The organism is Enterobacter sp. SGAir0187 (assembly GCF_002952735.2).
In the GTDB taxonomy this organism is placed as follows: Bacteria; Pseudomonadota; Gammaproteobacteria; order Enterobacterales; family Enterobacteriaceae; genus Enterobacter; species Enterobacter quasiroggenkampii.
The window spans coordinates 1,129,707-1,145,293 of record NZ_CP025034.2 but is presented as its reverse complement, the minus strand read 5'-3'; the positions used below and the strand labels follow the sequence as shown (position 1 = coordinate 1,145,293).

The window sequence follows — 15,587 nt, the reverse complement described above, 5'->3', positions numbered from 1 at the left end:
TATGTCACAACTGACCCACATTAACGCCGCCGGTGAAGCGCATATGGTTGACGTCTCCGCCAAAGCGGAAACGGTGCGCGAGGCGCGCGCCGAAGCGTTCGTCACCATGCTGCCGGAAACGCTGGCGATGATTATCGACGGCAGCCATCACAAGGGTGATGTCTTTGCCACCGCGCGCATCGCGGGTATTCAGGCCGCCAAGCGCACCTGGGATCTCATCCCGCTGTGCCATCCGCTGATGCTGAGCAAGGTGGAAGTGAACCTGCAGGCGCAGCCGGAGCAGAACCGCGTGCGCATTGAGTCACTCTGCCGCTTAACCGGCAAAACCGGCGTGGAGATGGAGGCGCTGACGGCGGCCTCCGTTGCCGCGCTGACCATCTACGACATGTGCAAAGCGGTGCAGAAAGATATGGTGATTGGCCCGGTTCGCCTGCTGGCAAAAAGCGGCGGAAAATCCGGTGATTTTAAGGTGGACAGCCATGATTAAGGTGCTCTTTTTTGCGCAGGTGCGCGAGCTGGTGAATACCGACAGCCTGACGCTGGATGCCTCTTTTGAAAACGTTGCGGCCCTGCGCGCGCATCTGGCGGCACAAAGCGACCGCTGGGCGCTGGCGCTGGACGAAGGCAAGCTGCTGGCCGCCGTTAACCAGACGCTGGTGGAGCTTACCCATCCGCTGAAGGCCGGGGATGAAGTGGCCTTCTTCCCGCCGGTCACAGGGGGTTAAGATGGCTGAAACCCGAATTCTGGTGAGCCCCGAGCGTTTTAACGTGGGGACCGAATACAGTTGGCTGGCGGAACGCGATGAAGACGGCGCGGTCGTCACTTTCACTGGCAAAGTGCGCAACCATAACCTCGGTGACAGCGTGAAGGCCCTGACGCTGGAGCACTATCCCGGCATGACGGAAAAATCGCTGGCGGAGATTGTGGACGAGGCGCGAGGCCGCTGGCCGCTCGGGCGCGTCACGGTAATTCACCGCATCGGTGAGATGTGGCCTGGCGAGGAGATTGTCTTCGTCGGGGTGACCAGCGCGCACCGCGGCAGCGCGTTTGCCGCAGGGGAGTTCATTATGGATTACCTCAAAACCAGGGCGCCGTTCTGGAAGCGCGAAGCCACGCCGGAAGGTGACCGCTGGGTGGAATCGCGCGACAGCGATAAACAAGCCGCCAGCCGTTGGTAGTCGGTTTACGTGGATGTGTTAATCTTAACGTGTGTGTCTACTTAAACTTAATCAGGAGTGAATCATGGACCGATTTCCGCGTTCCGATTCAATAGTACAGCAGACCCGTAGCGGCCTGCAGACGTATATGGCTCAGGTGTACGGCTGGATGACGGTTGGCCTGCTGCTTACCGCGTTTATCGCGTGGTATGCGGCGAACACGCCGGAGCTGATGATGTTTATCTTCTCCAGCAAGATCACCTTCTTTGGGCTGATTATCGCGCAGCTGGCGCTGGTGTTTGTGCTTTCGGGTCTGGTGCACAAGCTGAGTGCCGGCATGGCAACGACCCTGTTTATGCTCTATTCGGCGCTAACGGGGCTGACGCTTTCCAGCATCTTTATCGTTTACACCTACTCATCCATTGCCAGCACCTTTGTGGTCACCGGCGGGATGTTCGGTGCGATGAGCCTGTACGGTTACACCACGAAGCGCGATCTGAGCGGTTTCGGCAGCATGCTGTTTATGGGGCTGATTGGGATTGTGCTGGCGTCGCTGGTGAACCTGTGGCTGAAGAGCGAAGCGCTGATGTGGGCTGTGACCTATATCGGGGTGGTGCTCTTCGTGGGGTTAACGGCCTATGACACCCAGAAGCTGAAAAACATCGGCGAGCAGATTGACGTGCGCGACAGTTCAAACCTGCGCAAATATTCGATTCTGGGCGCGCTGACGCTCTATCTGGACTTCATCAACCTGTTCCTGATGCTGCTGCGAATTCTTGGCAACCGTCGTTAAGATTGCTTTGCAGGGTGGCGGTTTCGCCTTGCCCGTCCTGCGAAGCGCGAACCGTAGGTCGGGTAAGGCGAAGCCGCCACCCGACTTGTTCACTTCGCTAGCATCCTCTCATTCTTCGCCCGCAGCTTTTTCGCCCGACTCTCCAGCACCAGATAACAGACCGTTGCCAGCGCCAGCGGCAGGAAGTAATACAGCATGCGGTACGCCAGCAGGGCGGCGATAATCGTTCCCTGAGAGACATGCTCCCCGGCCAGCAGGGCAATAAATACCGCTTCCAGCACGCCGATCCCCGCCGGAATATGCACAATCACGCCCGCAATACTGCTCACCAGCAGCACGCCCAGCACGAAGAAGTAATTTACGTCCTCGCCAATCAGCAGCCAGATGATGGCTCCCATCGCCATCCAGTTAGCGCTGGAAACCGCCATCTGCAACACCGCAAACTTCCACGAGGGCAGGACCAGCTTTTGCCCTTTAATGGTCATATGACGGCGTCTGGCAAATGCGCAGGCCCACAGATAAACGGCGATAATCAGCAGCAGTACGATGCCCAGAATCCGCAGCGTGGCCTCATCGATATACCAGTGCGCGGGCAACTGCACCACGCCGATGGTGAAGATCACCCCGCCGAGCAGAATATAGCCCAGCCAGTTGGTGGTAATGCTCAGGGAAAAAATGCGGGTGATGGTCCCACCCGGCAGCCCGAGCCGCGAGTAGAGGCGATAGCGCATGCCAATCCCCCCGACCCAGGTGCTCAGCGTCAGGTTAAAGGCGTAGCAGATAAACGACACCAGCATTACCTGACGTTTGGCCAGCTTGTGGCCGCAGTAGGCCCGACCCAGCAGGTCATAGCAGCCGTACATCAGGTAGCTTACGATAACCAGCCCCGTCGCGCCCAGCAGCACCATCCGGTTATAGTTGCGGATAACCTTCCACACCTCTTCCCAGTCCACTTTCTGCGCGTAGACCACCAGCAGCACCGCGACGGCAATAAAGAATACCCAGGTGAGGATCTTTTTTGCCAGACGCCAGCGTGGATGCGATTTTGACATCAGGGTTTGCCTCCGTCTTCCGCTTCTATGCGGTCCTGGGTTTCCATTTCGGGTTGTACCGGCGGGTCCACCTGCGCCAGCTTCGGCGTATGCGCTGGCAGCCAGCCGACCATCGCCGGGAAATGCCGCAGAAAGTGGAACACCACCACGCTGATGCCCAGGTTCCACCAGGTGCGTTTGGGGACCATGGACTCATCCACGCGCACGCAGTCGTTAACGATCAGCGCCTGCAGGTTATCCCGCAGGGTCTGATTAAACTGGCGATCGTGAATGATCAGGTTGGCTTCAAGATTCAGCGACAGGCTCAGCGGATCGAGGTTGCTGGAGCCCACGGTGGCCCAGTGATCGTCCATCAGCGCGACTTTGCCGTGCAGCGGCCGACGACGATATTCGTAGATCTGGACGCCGCCCTTCACCAGGTAGTTGTACAGCAGCCGCGCCCCGACTTTGACGATCGGCATGTCCGGCTCGCCCTGTACAATCAGCTTCACGCGCACGCCGCGTCGGGCGGCATTGCGCATGGCATGCAGCAGGCGATAGCCCGGGAAGAAGTAGGCGTTGGCGATGATCACTTCGCGCTTCGCGTTGGCCAGCATCTTGAGATAGTGACGTTCAATATCGTCCCGGTGCTCGCCGTTGTCGCGCCAGACGAAAAGCGCCTGCGCTTCGCCGGGCTTCCGGTTCTCTTCCGGGCGATGGCGGCGTCGCCACCAGCGGCGAACGGCCTCTTTCCCCGGCAGGTTCTCCAGCTCAAACAGCAAGATGTCCTGCACCACCGGGCCTTCAATGCGAATGGCGTAATCCTGCTTCGCTTCCGGGCCGTAGTCGGACATATGCTCAGCGGAGTAGTTAATGCCGCCGACAAACGCCACCGTCTCATCCACCACCACAATTTTGCGGTGCATCCGGCGGAAAAGGTTGGTCCGCATGCCGAACAGGCGAGGGCCGGGATCGTAGTAGCGGAACACCACGCCTGCGGCGGTCAGTTCATTGACGAACGCATCGCTGAGGTCCGGCGAGCCGTAGCCATCCAGCAGTACTTCAATTTTGACGCCGCGCTGGGCGGCGCGCAGCAGCACGCTGTGCAGCTGCTTGCCGACGTTGTCTTCGAACCAGATGAAAGTTTCGAGGATCACCTTCTGCTGAGCGTGATCAATCGCCTTAAACACGGCCGGGTAATACTCGTCCCCGTTGACCAGCAGCGTGATCCGGTTGCCTTCCTGCCAGGAACATTTCATAGGTGGATCTCCGCGCTGAGCGGGGCATGGTCGGAAAGATGCCGCCAGTTAAGGAGCGCCAGGGCGGTCGGGCTGCTGGCATGGGCATTTTTTACGTAGATGCGGTCAAGCCGCAGCAGTGGGAAACGGACCGGGAACGTGCGCGCAGGTCTGCCGTTCGCCCGGGTGAAAATTTCCTCCAGCCCGGCTTCCACCTTCAATGGATGGTTTGCCCGCTGTCGCCAGTCGTTGAAATCGCCTGCGACCACTACCGGTTCTCCCTCGGGAAGCGCATTGGCCCATTCGGCCAGCATTTTCAGCTGCGCCTGACGATGGGCCTCGCGCAGGCCCAGGTGAACGCAGCCGACGTGGATGGGCAGCTCAAGGTCGGGCGGGGTAATGCGGCAGTAAAGCAGGCCGCGTTTTTCGCTCTCCCCGACGGAAACGTCGCGGTTTTCGTAATGTTCAATGGGGTAGCGGGACAGCACAGCGTTGCCGTGATGCCCTTCCGGATAGACCGCGTTGCGGCCGTAGGCATAATCACTCCACATGGTGTCGGCCAGAAATTCATAGTGCGGCGTGTCGGGCCAGTTCTCAAAGTGAAGCGGATGCACTTCGTGTGCGCCCATCACCTCCTGCAGGCAGACAATATCCGCGCTGACGGTGCGCACCGCGTCGCGCAGCTCCGGTAAAATGAAGCGGCGGTTAAATGCTGTGAAGCCTTTATGAATGTTTATCGTCAGCACTTTAAGCGAGAAATGCTGCATTTTTTTCGTCATAAGCTCCTTCCTGAGTGACTATCCCAATGAAAATAAAGTGTAGTCGGCGTCACAAAAAGATGCGGCGTTACGGAATTTTCCGTAAAGTGCGGTAGTCTGATTAAGCAGAGAAAAATCCTTCAGGAGAGAAGCCATGAAGTGGCAACAACGTGTTCGTGTCGCAACTGGCCTGAGTTGCTGGCAGATAATGTTGCATTTACTGGTCGTGGCCGTACTGGTGATGGGCTGGATGAGCGGCACGCTGGTGCGTGTTGGCCTGGGGCTATGCGTCCTTTACGGCGTCACCGTGCTGTCGATGCTGTTCTTACAGCGCCACCATGAAGCGCGCTGGCGTGAGGTGGGTGATGTGCTCGAAGAGCTCACCACCACCTGGTACTTTGGTGCAGCGATGATTGTCCTGTGGCTGCTGTCACGCGTCCTGCAAAACAACCTGCTGCTGGCCCTGGCGGGTCTGGCTATCCTCGCAGGGCCTGCGGTGGTCTCGTTGCTTACCAAAGAGAAAAAGCTACGCGATGTTGCGTCTAAACATCGCATAGGCCACTGAGCCCGTCGTGGCCGCGATGACCAGTAGCGGCCACAAACTTCCCCAGACAATATCCAGACTCGCATCCTTCAGATAGATCTGCTTGGTGATATCCGTAAAGTGGCGAATCGGGTTTATCCACGTCAGATCCTGGAGCCACACCGGCATATTCTCGACGGGTGAGACGTACCCCGAGAGCAGGATGGCGGGCATCATAAAGACGAATACCCCAATAAACGCCTGCTGCTGCGTCGAGCAGAGTGCGGAAATCAGCAGCCCAAACCCCACCAGCGACAGCCCGTAAATCACCATCGTGAAGTAAAACAGCGCCAGCGATCCGGCGAACGGGATCTGGTAGGCCCAAATTCCCACCCCCAGCACGATGGTGGCCTGGAAGGTCGCGACAATCAGCGCCGGCACCGCTTTGCCGACGAAAATTTGCCAGGTGGCGAGCGGGGAGACCAGCAGTTGATCCAGCGTGCCCTGTTCGCGCTCGCGGGCGACGGAGAGGGAGGTGACGATCATCACCCCGATGGTGGTGATCATGGCGATCAGCGACGGCACCACAAACCACTTGTAGTCCAGATTCGGGTTATACCAGTTGCGCACCACCAGTTCGCTGTTGTTGGGCTTCGGTTTGCCGTCCATCAGCTCCTGCTGGTAATCCTTCACGACCTGCTGCAGATAGTTGGCCGCGATCTGGGCGCTGTTGGAGTTGCGTCCGTCGAGGATCAGCTGCAGCGGCGCGGTCTGGAAGGTATCCAGATTGCGGGAAAAATCCGCCGGGAACCGCACCAGCAGCAGCGCTTTTTGCGTGTCGATAGTGGGTTGGATCGCCTGCGGGCTTTTCAGCAGCAGGATGTGGGTAAAGGCTTTCGCGCGGGCAAAACGCTGCGTCAGCTCAACGGCGTGTTTGCCGTTGTCTTCGTTGTAAATGGCGATGGTGGCGTTGGTCACCTCCAGCGTGGCGGCAAACGGGAACAGTAAAACCTGGATCAGCACCGGCAACACCAGAATGGCGCGGGTTTGCGGCTCGCGCAGCAGGGATTGCAGCTCTTTGCGTATCAACGTCCATAATCGGTGAAACATCGCATCGTCCTCCAGTCGGGTGGCGCTTGCGCTTACCCGACCTACAAATCGTAGGCCCGGTAAGCGTAGCGCCACCGGGCGAAATATTTGCACGGTGTTAATCTAAACGCCGTTTGGTTTTCATCCACGTCAACCCGATAAACATTGCCGCTGACGCCAGTAAAAACAGCGTGTTGACGATCAGCACCACCGGAATATTCCCTGCCAGGAACAGGCTCTGCAGCGTGCTCACAAAGTAGCGCGCCGGAATCACGTAGGTCACGGCGCGGATCACGGCAGGCATGCTGTCTATCTGGAAGATAAAGCCGGACAGCATAATCGACGGCAAAAAGGCGGCGTTGAGCGCCACCTGGGCCGCGTTAAACTGGTTGCGGGTGATGGTGGAGATGAGCAGCCCCATGCCCAGCGTGCTGAGTAAAAAGAGGCTGGTGATAAAGAACAGCACCACCAGCGAGCCGCGATACGGCACGCCGAGGATAAAGACGGAAACCAGCATGCAGAGCAGCATCGCCAGCATGCCGAGGAAGTAGTAGGGGATGAGCTTGCACAGCAGCAGCTCGACGCGCGTCACTTCGGTGGAGAGCAGCGCCTCCATGGTGCCGCGCTCCCACTCGCGAGCGATCACCAGCGAGGTCAGAATCGCGCCGATTACCGTCATGATGATGGTCACCGCGCCCGGAATAATAAAGTGCTGGCTGATGGCGGCGGGGTTAAACCAGTAGCGCGTTTGCACATCAATGAGCTGTTTAAATTCTTCACCCCGATCTTCCGCCCGCTGCATCTGCCAGAGCTGCCAGATCCCCTCCGCGTAGCCCTGCACGAAGTTCGCGGTGTTCGGCTCGCTGCCGTCGGTGATCACCTGGATCGGCGCATCGGCATTGGCCCGCGCCATATTGGCGGCAAAATCCACCGGAATGACGATCAGACCGCGAATTTTCCCGGCCTGCATCTTCTGGATCAGTTCCTGACGATTGTCGCTGATGGTGGCGTCAATGTAGGGCGAGCCGGTCATGGCGTGGGTGAAGTCCAGCGCCTCCTCGCTCTGCTGCTCCAGCAAAATCCCAACCCGCAGCTTGCTGGAGTCCAGATTAATGCCGTAGCCAAAGATAAACAGCAGCAGCAGGGGGATCACCACCGCAATCAGCCAGCTGCTGGGATCACGCACGATCTGCCGCGTCTCTTTTATGCACAACGCGCGCACCCGGCGCCAGGAAAGGGCGTTACTGCGCATGGGCATTCTCCTTATCCCAGTCGTGGATGAGGGTGATAAACGCCTGCTCCATGGTCGGGTCCGGGACCTCATCGTCGGCGGCCTGATTTTTCAGGTCGTCCGGGGTACCGTGGGCAATCAGCTTGCCGCGATACACCAGCCCGATGCGGTCGCAGTACTCCGCCTCGTCCATGAAGTGGGTGGTCACCATCACGGTCACCCCTTTTTCCACCATACTGTTGATATGCAGCCAGAACTCGCGGCGGGTGAGGGGATCAACGCCGGAGGTCGGCTCATCCAGAAACAAAATATCCGGCTCGTGCATCAGCGAGCAGGCCAGCGCCAGCCGCTGCTTAAAGCCGAGCGGCAGTTCGTCGGTGGCGTGGGAAGCAATCGTCGTTAACCCGAAGGCGTCGCTCATACGGCGGATCTTCTCGTTCTGCGCCCGACCGCGCAGGCCATACACGCCGGAGAAAAAGCGCAGATTCTGCTCGACCGTCAGGTTGCCATAAAGCGAGAACTTCTGCGCCATATAGCCCAGATGCTGGCGCGCCTTGCCGGAGCTGACCTTCAGGTCCATGTCCAGTACCAGCGCCTTGCCGGATGTCGGGACCAGCAGGCCACACATCATTTTAAAGGTGGTGGATTTTCCCGCGCCGTTCGGTCCAAGCAGGCCAAAAATCTCGCCGCGTTTTACCGCGAAATTGACGTTATCGGTGGCGGCGAAATCCCCGAACTTTTTGGTGAGGGATTTGGCTTCGATCACCGTTTCGCCCGGCGTGCCGTCCACCGTGTGCAGGATTGCGCCAAGCGGCGACTCGGACGTCCCCGCGCCACCCAGCAGGTCGATAAACGCATCTTCGAAACGCGGCGCCGTCTCTTCCATGTCGATCTCAGGCATGCCGGGCGCCTGGCGAATATCGTCGACGGTGGCCTCTTTTTTGAGGATCACCCGCACCGAGCGTCCCTGAATCATCCCGTCGCTGACCTGCGGCAGCTTGAGTACCCGCTGCAGCAGCGAGCGGTTGGACGCCTGCGGGCTGTGAAGCAGGAAGCTGCGCCCGGCCATGCTCTGCGTCAGCGTCGTCGGCTCGCCCTGATAAAGCAGTTCGCCTTCGTTCATCAGCAGCACGTCCCGGCACTGTTCCGCTTCATCGAGGTAGGAGGTGCTCCAGAGGATCAGCATCCCGTCGCCCGCCAGCTCGTGTACCATCTGCCACAGCTCGCGGCGCGATATCGGGTCGACGCCCACGCCGGGCTCGTCCAGCAGCAGCACTTTTGGCTCGCCCACCAGCGTGCAGGCCAGACCCAGCTTCTGCTTCATCCCACCGGAAAGCTTGCCCGCCAGCCGGTCGGTGAACGGGCCGAGGGAGGTAAATTCCAGCAGGCGGGCGAAGGTCTTCTGTCGGGCTTCGCCGGTGACGCTGCGCAGGTCGGCGTACAGGTTCAGGTTTTCCATCACCGTCAGATCTTCATACAGGCCAAACTTCTGCGGCATATAGCCGAGCATGGCGTGGAGCTCGCCGTCATCTTTTATCGGGTCAAGGCCAAGCACGCTGGCCGATCCTTCATCCGGCTTAAGCAGCCCGGCCAGCATGCGCATCAGCGTGGTCTTTCCCGCACCGTCCGGGCCGACCAGGCCGGTGACATAGCCTTTCTGGATGGTGCAGTTCAGCGGCGCGACCGCCGGTTTGTCCATCCCTGCGAAGCGTTTGACCAGATTGTTGAGCTGGATAACCGCATCATTCATGTCGTTCCCCGCTGTTCACTTTTACGGTGACGGGCATGCCCTGGCGCAGGGCATCATCCGCATCAGTCACGATGATGCGCAGGCGATACACCAGGTCGGTACGCAGGTCCGGCGTTTCTACTGTTTTCGGCGTGAATTCGGCGGTAGGGGAGACAAAGCCCACCTTGCCGTGATACGGCTTGTCCGGGCGACCGTCGGTATAGAGCAGCAGCTCGCGGCCCGGCTGCATCTGGCCGAGATTAGGCTCATCAATGTAGGCACGTACCCAGACCGGGCGAGTCAGGGAGAGGGTTAACACGGTGCTGCCCGCGCTGAGCATGCTGCCCGGCTCCACGGCGCGGGTCATCAGCGTGCCGTCAGACGGGGCGATGAGCGTGGTGTCGTGCAAATCCAGCTCCGCCTGCGCCAGTTGCGCCTGCGCCTGTTCAAGGCTGGCTTTCGCCTGGGCGATATCCTGCGGGCGGTTGCCGGTGTGGTACTGGCTTAATTTATCCTGCGCGGATTTCAGCGTTGCCTGCGCCTGGTCGCGGGAGGAGCGCGCATTTTCCAGGTCATTCGCGGAAATGGTTCGGCTTTTCCACAGCCCCTGCTGGCGAGCGTAAAAGTTCTGCGCGTAGTCATAGGCCGCCTGCGCCTGTTTGACGGCCGCTGCGGCCTGAGCGATCTCTTCGTCGCGATAGCCTGCCAGCATCAGGTCATACTGCGCCTGGGCGACGGAGACGCCGGCTTTTGCCTGCAGCAGCGCATTTTCATAGGGCGCTTTGTCCAGCATCCCCAGCGTCTGCCCGGTTTTAATGGCATCGCCTTCGTCAACGCTCAGCGAGGCGAGACGTCCGCCGACGCGGAAGCTCATCTTCACCGTGCGAATATCCACGTTACCGTACAGCGTCAGGCCTTTATCCTGATGGCTCTGGTACCACAGCGATCCACCGACGCCCGCGGCAAGCAAAACAACAACCACCAGAATGATGGCGACAGGTTTTTTCATGACTTCAGGCTCCTTTGCGTTAAGCCTTGCAGGATCAGATCGAGATGACAGGCGATCACCTCACCGATCTGCGCGGCTTTATCCTCATCAAATTGTGTCCAGCCGGTGCGTAACAGGATGGTTTCCCTGCCCAGACGGAAGGCAAGGATTTCACCCAGCAGGGCGTGGGTATGCAAAATTGTCGCGGTATCACTGGCATCGCGCCCGGTATAGGCGGCGATCAGCCGGGTCAGGTGGGTATGCATCGGGGCAATGACCCGATCGTGTACCCGCTGATAGGCGGTAGTGGGGGAGAGCTGCTCGCGGGAGATAAACTTGCTCAGGTTGAGCGTATCGTCGTGCGTCAGCAGGCGGATCATGTTGTGGCAGGCATTGAGGATCAGCTGGCGGATGGCCTCGCGATCGGGCGACGGTTGGCTGAGCAGCGCGGTGGCCTCCTCGACGTGCGGGTGAAACTGCGTGCCGATAAAATCGGCAATCCACTCGGCGCAGGCGAGATATAAATCCTCTTTTGAGCCAAAATAGTAGGTAATCGCCGCAATGTTTTGCCCGGCCAGCGCGGCGATATCGCGCGTGGTCGCATGCAGCCCGTACTCACCAAACTGCGCCAGCGCGGCGGCAATAAGTTGGTTTTTGGCCTGTTCACCTTTGGTTGTTGTGGGTGACGTATTCATGGCGGCATTAAAAATTAATCAATCGATTGATTAAGATTATGCCTGATTCACGCTAACGTCGAGGGAACGCGGAGGGATATTTTATGCGCCACGTCACAAAAGCTGCTACACTCCGCCCCTTCGCGACATTGTGGTTTTTGTCCTCCTAATTGTTATATCTCCCTGAAAACTACACCTGTGATGGTCGGGGCGGTTCGGAGTTTTTATGTCTTTTGATTCCCTTGGCCTGAACCCGGAAATTCTGCGCGCGATCGCAGAGCAGGGCTACGTTGAGCCAACCCCAATCCAGCAGCAGGCTATTCCTGCCGTTCTTCAGGGCCGTGACCTGATGGCCAGCGCCCAGACCGGCACCGGAAAAACCGCGGGCTTTACGCTGCCGCTGTTAGAGCTGCTGGTAAAAAACCAGCCGCACGCCAAAGGCCGTCGTCCGGTTCGTGCCTTGATCCTGACTCCAACCCGCGAACTGGCCGCGCAGATTGGCGAGAACGTGCGTGACTATAGCCGCTATCTCAACATTCGCTCGCTGGTGGTGTTCGGTGGCGTTAGCATCAACCCGCAGATGATGAAGCTGCGTGGCGGCGTGGACGTGCTGGTGGCAACGCCGGGCCGTCTGCTGGATCTGGAACACCAGAACGCGGTGAAGCTGGATAACATCGAAATTCTGGTACTGGACGAAGCCGACCGCATGCTCGACATGGGCTTTATTCACGATATTCGCCGCGTGCTGGCCAAGCTGCCGCCGCGTCGTCAGAACCTGCTCTTCTCCGCGACCTTCTCCGACGAGATCAAGGCGCTGGCGGAAAAGCTGCTGCATAACCCGCTGGAAGTGGAAGTGGCGCGCCGTAACACCGCCTCTGAGCAGGTGACGCAACACGTTCACTTTGTTGATAAAAAGCGCAAGCGCGAACTGCTCTCCCAGATGATCGGCCAGGGTAACTGGCAGCAGGTGCTGGTCTTTACCCGCACCAAGCACGGTGCCAACCACCTGGCGGAACAGCTGAATAAAGACGGTATCCGCAGCGCGGCGATCCACGGCAACAAGAGCCAGGGCGCGCGTACCCGTGCGCTGGCGGACTTCAAGTCTGGCGACATCCGCGTGCTGGTGGCAACCGACATTGCTGCCCGTGGCCTCGACATTGAAGAGCTGCCGCACGTGGTGAACTACGAGCTGCCAAACGTGCCGGAAGACTACGTGCACCGTATTGGCCGTACCGGTCGTGCAGCGGCAACCGGTGAAGCGCTCTCTCTGGTTTGCGTGGACGAGCACAAGCTGCTGCGCGATATCGAACGTCTGCTGAAGAAAGAGATCCCGCGCATCGAAACCCCGGGCTACGAAGTGGATCCGTTTATCAAAGCCGAGCCGATTCAGAACGGTCGCCAGGGCGGTCGCGGTCAGGGCGGCGGTGGTCGCGGTCAGCAGCCGCGCCGTGCCGAAGGCGGCGCGCCGAAGTCAGCGGGCAAACCGCCGCGTCGTAGCAACGACAGCAAACCGGCCGGTGACAATCCGTGGCGCAGCGGCGAAGGCAAGCCGGCAGGAGAAGGGCAGCGCCGACGCCGCCCGCGCAAGCCTGCTAACCCGCAGTAATCTGGAAGCCCGGTCGTAAAGCCGGGCTTTTCTTTTTGCGGCTGCGAAGAGAAAGTGCCACAATAGTGGCTGTTTATACAGTATTTCAGGTTTTCCGATGGCTTTAACCGCTGCGCTCAAGGCGCAAATTGGCGCATGGTATAAGGCGCTACAACAGCAGATCCCCGATTTTATCCCCCGAGCGCCGCAGCGGCAGATGATTGCTGACGTGGCAAAAACGCTCGCCGGGGACGACGGGCGACATCTGGCGATTGAAGCCCCGACCGGCGTCGGGAAAACCTTGTCGTATCTCATTCCCGGCATTGCCATCGCGCGGGAAGAGGACAAAACGCTGGTGGTCAGCACCGCCAACGTGGCGCTGCAGGATCAGATCTTCAGCAAAGATTTACCGCTGCTGCGTAAAATCATCCCCGACCTGCGGTTTACGGCCGCCTTTGGGCGCGGGCGCTACGTCTGCCCGCGTAACCTGGCAGGGCTTGCCAGCAGCGAGGCGTCGCAACAGGATCTGCTGGCGTTCCTCGACGACGATCTCACGCCAAACAACAAAGCCGAGCAGGAGCTCTGCGCAACGCTGAAAGGCGATCTCGATGGCTACAAATGGGACGGCCTGCGCGATCACACCGATAAAGCCATCAGCGACGACCTGTGGCGCAGGCTCAGCACCGATAAGGCAAGCTGCCTGAACCGCAACTGCCACTACTACCGCGAATGCCCGTTCTTCGTCGCCCGACGCGAAATTCAGGAGGCCGAAGTGGTTGTGGCTAACCACGCCCTGGTGATGGCGGCGCTGGAGAGCGAAGCGGTGCTGCCGGAGCCGAAAAACCTGCTGCTGGTGCTCGACGAAGGCCACCACCTGCCGGACGTGGCGCGGGACGCGCTGGAGATGAGCGCGGAAATTACCGCCCCCTGGTTCCGCCTGCAGCTGGATCTCTTCTGTAAGCTTGTCGCCACCTGCATGGAGCAGTTCCGGCCGAAAACCACGCCGCCGCTGGCGGTGCCGGAGCGTCTGAGCGACCACTGCGAAGAGGTTTACAGCCTTATCTCGTCGCTTAACAACATCCTGAATCTTTATCTTCCTGCAACTCAGGAGGCGGAACACCGCTTTGCGATGGGCGAACTGCCGGACGAGGTGATGGAGATCTGCCAGCAGCTGGCGAAGCATCTCGAAAAACTGCGCGGGCTGGCGGAGATGTTCTTAAACGATCTGAGCGAGAAAACCGGCTCACATGACGTGGTGCGTCTGCACCGCATCCTGTTACAGATGAACCGCGCGCTGGGCATGTTCGAAGCGCAGAGCAAGCTCTGGCGGCTCGCCTCGATGGCGCAGGCGTCCGGCGCGCCGGTCACCAAATGGGCCACCCGCGAAGTGCGGGACGGGCAGGTGCACCTGTTCTTCCACTGCGTGGGCATCCGTGTGGCCGATCAGCTGGAAAAGCTCATCTGGCGCAGCGTGCCGCACGTGGTGGTCACCTCTGCCACGCTGCGTTCCCTGAACAGTTTCTCAAGGCTGCAGGAGATGAGCGGGCTTAAAGAGAAAGCGGGCGACCGTTTTGTGGCGCTGGACTCGCCGTTTAACCACTGCGAGCAGGGCAAGCTGGTGATCCCGCGCATGAAATTCGAGCCGCTGATCGACAACGAGGAGCAGCACATTGCGGAAATGGCGGCCTACTTTCGCGAACAGGTTGAGAGCAAGAAATACCCTGGCATGCTGGTGCTGTTTGCCAGCGGGCGCGCGATGCAGCGCTTCCTGGAGCACGTCACCGATCTGCGTTTATTACTGCTGGTCCAGGGCGATCAGCCGCGCTACCGGCTGGTGGAAACGCACCGCAAACGTATCGATAACGGCGAGCGCAGCGTGCTGGTGGGATTACAGTCCTTCGCGGAAGGTCTGGATTTGAAGGGCGATTACCTGACGCAGGTGCATATTCATAAAATTGCCTTCCCGCCCATCGACAGCCCTGTCGTCATCACCGAAGGCGAGTGGCTGAAAAGCCTCAACCGCTATCCCTTTGAGGTGCAAAGCTTACCTGCGGCGTCGTTTAACCTCATTCAGCAGGTCGGGCGTCTGATCCGTAGCCACGGCTGCTGGGGGGAGGTGGTGATTTATGACAAACGTCTGCTCACCAAAAATTACGGCCAACGTTTGTTAAACGCGCTGCCGATCTTTCCGATTGAACAGCCAGAAATGCCCGAGGTAAAAAAACGCCCGGCAACACTGACCGCCGGGCGCAGGAAAAGCATCCGTGCTAAGGGGCGCGGTCCTACTGGTAAGTGAAGGTCACCTGAATGACGCTGCTGAACGTCCCCGCGCTCACCGGCATGGAGGTGGCGTAATAGCGTGCGGACAAAGGAAACGTGGCCGTATGGTCACTCGGGCTGATGGCGGCGTTAAAGGCGGCCTGCGGCGCAATCAGTATTTTGTCCTGTCGGTCAGCCAGCTCCAGCGCCAGTCCTTTCGCGCTGCCGATATTGGCAAATTTTGTCGGGTGCGCACTGTCTGCCTGGCCGTAGAAATAGGCGGTGGCGAGGGCAAGCGTGGCCGGACAATGCGACACCGAAAGGGAAAAGTCTTTCCACTCGCCGGTATCGCCCACATCTTTAAAACTGCCCGACACCGCCTGACCTAAATCTACCGTCAGGTTGCGGCTGGCGCTGTCTACGACGCACGTATTAGCGTAAATATTACCCGTCATTTGAATCTGGATGTCATCCGCGTTAGCGTACGATGTCAGACCCAACAGCAGGATTGTCAGTATTTTTTTCATGGCA

16 protein-coding genes are annotated in these 15,587 nt (G+C 59.3%); 7 read left to right on the top strand and 9 right to left on the bottom strand.

From position 1 onward, the window contains the following. The first annotated feature begins 1 nt into the window (after position 1). From moaC to CWR52_RS05515, 4 genes are all read left to right on the top strand, one after another. Complete coding sequence (moaC, locus tag CWR52_RS05530) at positions 2–487, top strand: cyclic pyranopterin monophosphate synthase MoaC (RefSeq protein WP_104949072.1); 486 nt, start codon at positions 2–4, stop codon at positions 485–487. Next, positions 480–725: a molybdopterin synthase sulfur carrier subunit gene (gene moaD, locus CWR52_RS05525; protein ID WP_008501143.1), complete on the top strand. Its 246-nt coding sequence runs from the start codon at positions 480–482 to the stop codon at positions 723–725. Before moaC ends, moaD begins: the two co-directional genes overlap by 8 nt. 1 nt (position 726) lies before the next feature. Then, entirely contained in the window at positions 727–1,179 is a 453-nt protein-coding gene (moaE, locus tag CWR52_RS05520; RefSeq protein WP_104949071.1) for a molybdopterin synthase catalytic subunit MoaE, read from the top strand. 64 nt (positions 1,180–1,243) lie between these two features. Beyond that, positions 1,244–1,951 carry a Bax inhibitor-1/YccA family protein gene (locus CWR52_RS05515; protein ID WP_069719576.1) on the top strand — a complete coding sequence of 236 codons (708 nt, stop codon included), beginning with the start codon at positions 1,244–1,246 and terminating at the stop codon, positions 1,949–1,951. A gap of 89 nt (positions 1,952–2,040) precedes the next feature. On the opposite strand, the gene CWR52_RS05510 is transcribed toward CWR52_RS05515, so the two are convergent. From CWR52_RS05510 to CWR52_RS05500, 3 genes are read right to left on the bottom strand one after another with little or no spacing between them, the layout of a single operon-like run. Beyond that, positions 2,041–3,003, bottom strand: coding sequence for a lysylphosphatidylglycerol synthase domain-containing protein (locus CWR52_RS05510; protein ID WP_023326944.1), 963 nt, complete (start codon positions 3,001–3,003; stop codon positions 2,041–2,043). Further along, the gene (gene clsB, locus CWR52_RS05505) at positions 3,003–4,241 is read right to left on the bottom strand and encodes a cardiolipin synthase ClsB (RefSeq protein WP_045909491.1); all 1,239 of its coding nucleotides are present in this window, start codon (positions 4,239–4,241) and stop codon (positions 3,003–3,005) included. Before clsB ends, CWR52_RS05510 begins: the two co-directional genes overlap by 1 nt. Next, positions 4,238–4,999 carry an endonuclease/exonuclease/phosphatase family protein gene (locus CWR52_RS05500; RefSeq protein ID WP_104949070.1) on the bottom strand — a complete coding sequence of 254 codons (762 nt, stop codon included), beginning with the start codon at positions 4,997–4,999 and terminating at the stop codon, positions 4,238–4,240. The genes clsB and CWR52_RS05500 overlap by 4 nt, the downstream gene beginning before the upstream one ends. 133 nt (positions 5,000–5,132) lie before the next feature. On the opposite strand from CWR52_RS05500, the gene CWR52_RS05495 reads away from it, so the two are divergent. Then, the gene (locus tag CWR52_RS05495) at positions 5,133–5,543 is read left to right on the top strand and encodes a YbhQ family protein (RefSeq protein ID WP_045909493.1); all 411 of its coding nucleotides are present in this window, start codon (positions 5,133–5,135) and stop codon (positions 5,541–5,543) included. On the opposite strand, the gene CWR52_RS05490 is transcribed toward CWR52_RS05495, so the two are convergent. The 5 genes from CWR52_RS05490 to cecR all read right to left on the bottom strand — a co-directional run bounded on the left by CWR52_RS05490 (position 5,505) and on the right by cecR (position 11,233). After that, on the bottom strand, positions 5,505–6,611 hold the full coding sequence (locus tag CWR52_RS05490; protein ID WP_104949069.1) for an ABC transporter permease: 1,107 nt from the start codon (positions 6,609–6,611) through the stop codon (positions 5,505–5,507). The genes CWR52_RS05495 and CWR52_RS05490 overlap by 39 nt on opposite strands. 97 nt (positions 6,612–6,708) lie before the next feature. Further along, on the bottom strand, positions 6,709–7,842 hold the full coding sequence (locus CWR52_RS05485; RefSeq protein ID WP_104949068.1) for an ABC transporter permease: 1,134 nt from the start codon (positions 7,840–7,842) through the stop codon (positions 6,709–6,711). Continuing rightward, a complete protein-coding gene (locus CWR52_RS05480) occupies positions 7,832–9,571 on the bottom strand; it encodes an ATP-binding cassette domain-containing protein (RefSeq protein ID WP_104949067.1) in 1,740 nt (579 codons plus the stop codon). Before CWR52_RS05480 ends, CWR52_RS05485 begins: the two co-directional genes overlap by 11 nt. Further along, entirely contained in the window at positions 9,564–10,559 is a 996-nt protein-coding gene (gene hlyD / locus CWR52_RS05475) for a secretion protein HlyD (RefSeq protein ID WP_104949066.1), read from the bottom strand. The genes CWR52_RS05480 and hlyD overlap by 8 nt, the downstream gene beginning before the upstream one ends. Then, positions 10,556–11,233, bottom strand: coding sequence for a transcriptional regulator CecR (gene cecR, locus CWR52_RS05470; protein ID WP_104949065.1), 678 nt, complete (start codon positions 11,231–11,233; stop codon positions 10,556–10,558). The genes hlyD and cecR overlap by 4 nt, the downstream gene beginning before the upstream one ends. Before the next feature lie 205 nt (positions 11,234–11,438). On the opposite strand from cecR, the gene rhlE reads away from it, so the two are divergent. Together rhlE and dinG are read left to right on the top strand one after the other, a co-directional pair. Then, positions 11,439–12,818 carry an ATP-dependent RNA helicase RhlE gene (gene rhlE / locus CWR52_RS05465; protein WP_104949064.1) on the top strand — a complete coding sequence of 460 codons (1,380 nt, stop codon included), beginning with the start codon at positions 11,439–11,441 and terminating at the stop codon, positions 12,816–12,818. Positions 12,819–12,915: 97 nt separating this feature from the next. Next, the gene (gene dinG / locus CWR52_RS05460; protein WP_104949063.1) at positions 12,916–15,093 is read left to right on the top strand and encodes an ATP-dependent DNA helicase DinG; all 2,178 of its coding nucleotides are present in this window, start codon (positions 12,916–12,918) and stop codon (positions 15,091–15,093) included. On the opposite strand, the gene CWR52_RS05455 is transcribed toward dinG, so the two are convergent. Beyond that, positions 15,080–15,583, bottom strand: a complete 504-nt coding sequence (locus tag CWR52_RS05455) for a fimbrial protein (RefSeq protein ID WP_104949062.1) — start codon at positions 15,581–15,583, stop codon at positions 15,080–15,082. The two genes, dinG and CWR52_RS05455, sit on opposite strands and share 14 nt — an antisense overlap. Between the last annotated feature and the right edge of the window lie 4 nt (positions 15,584–15,587).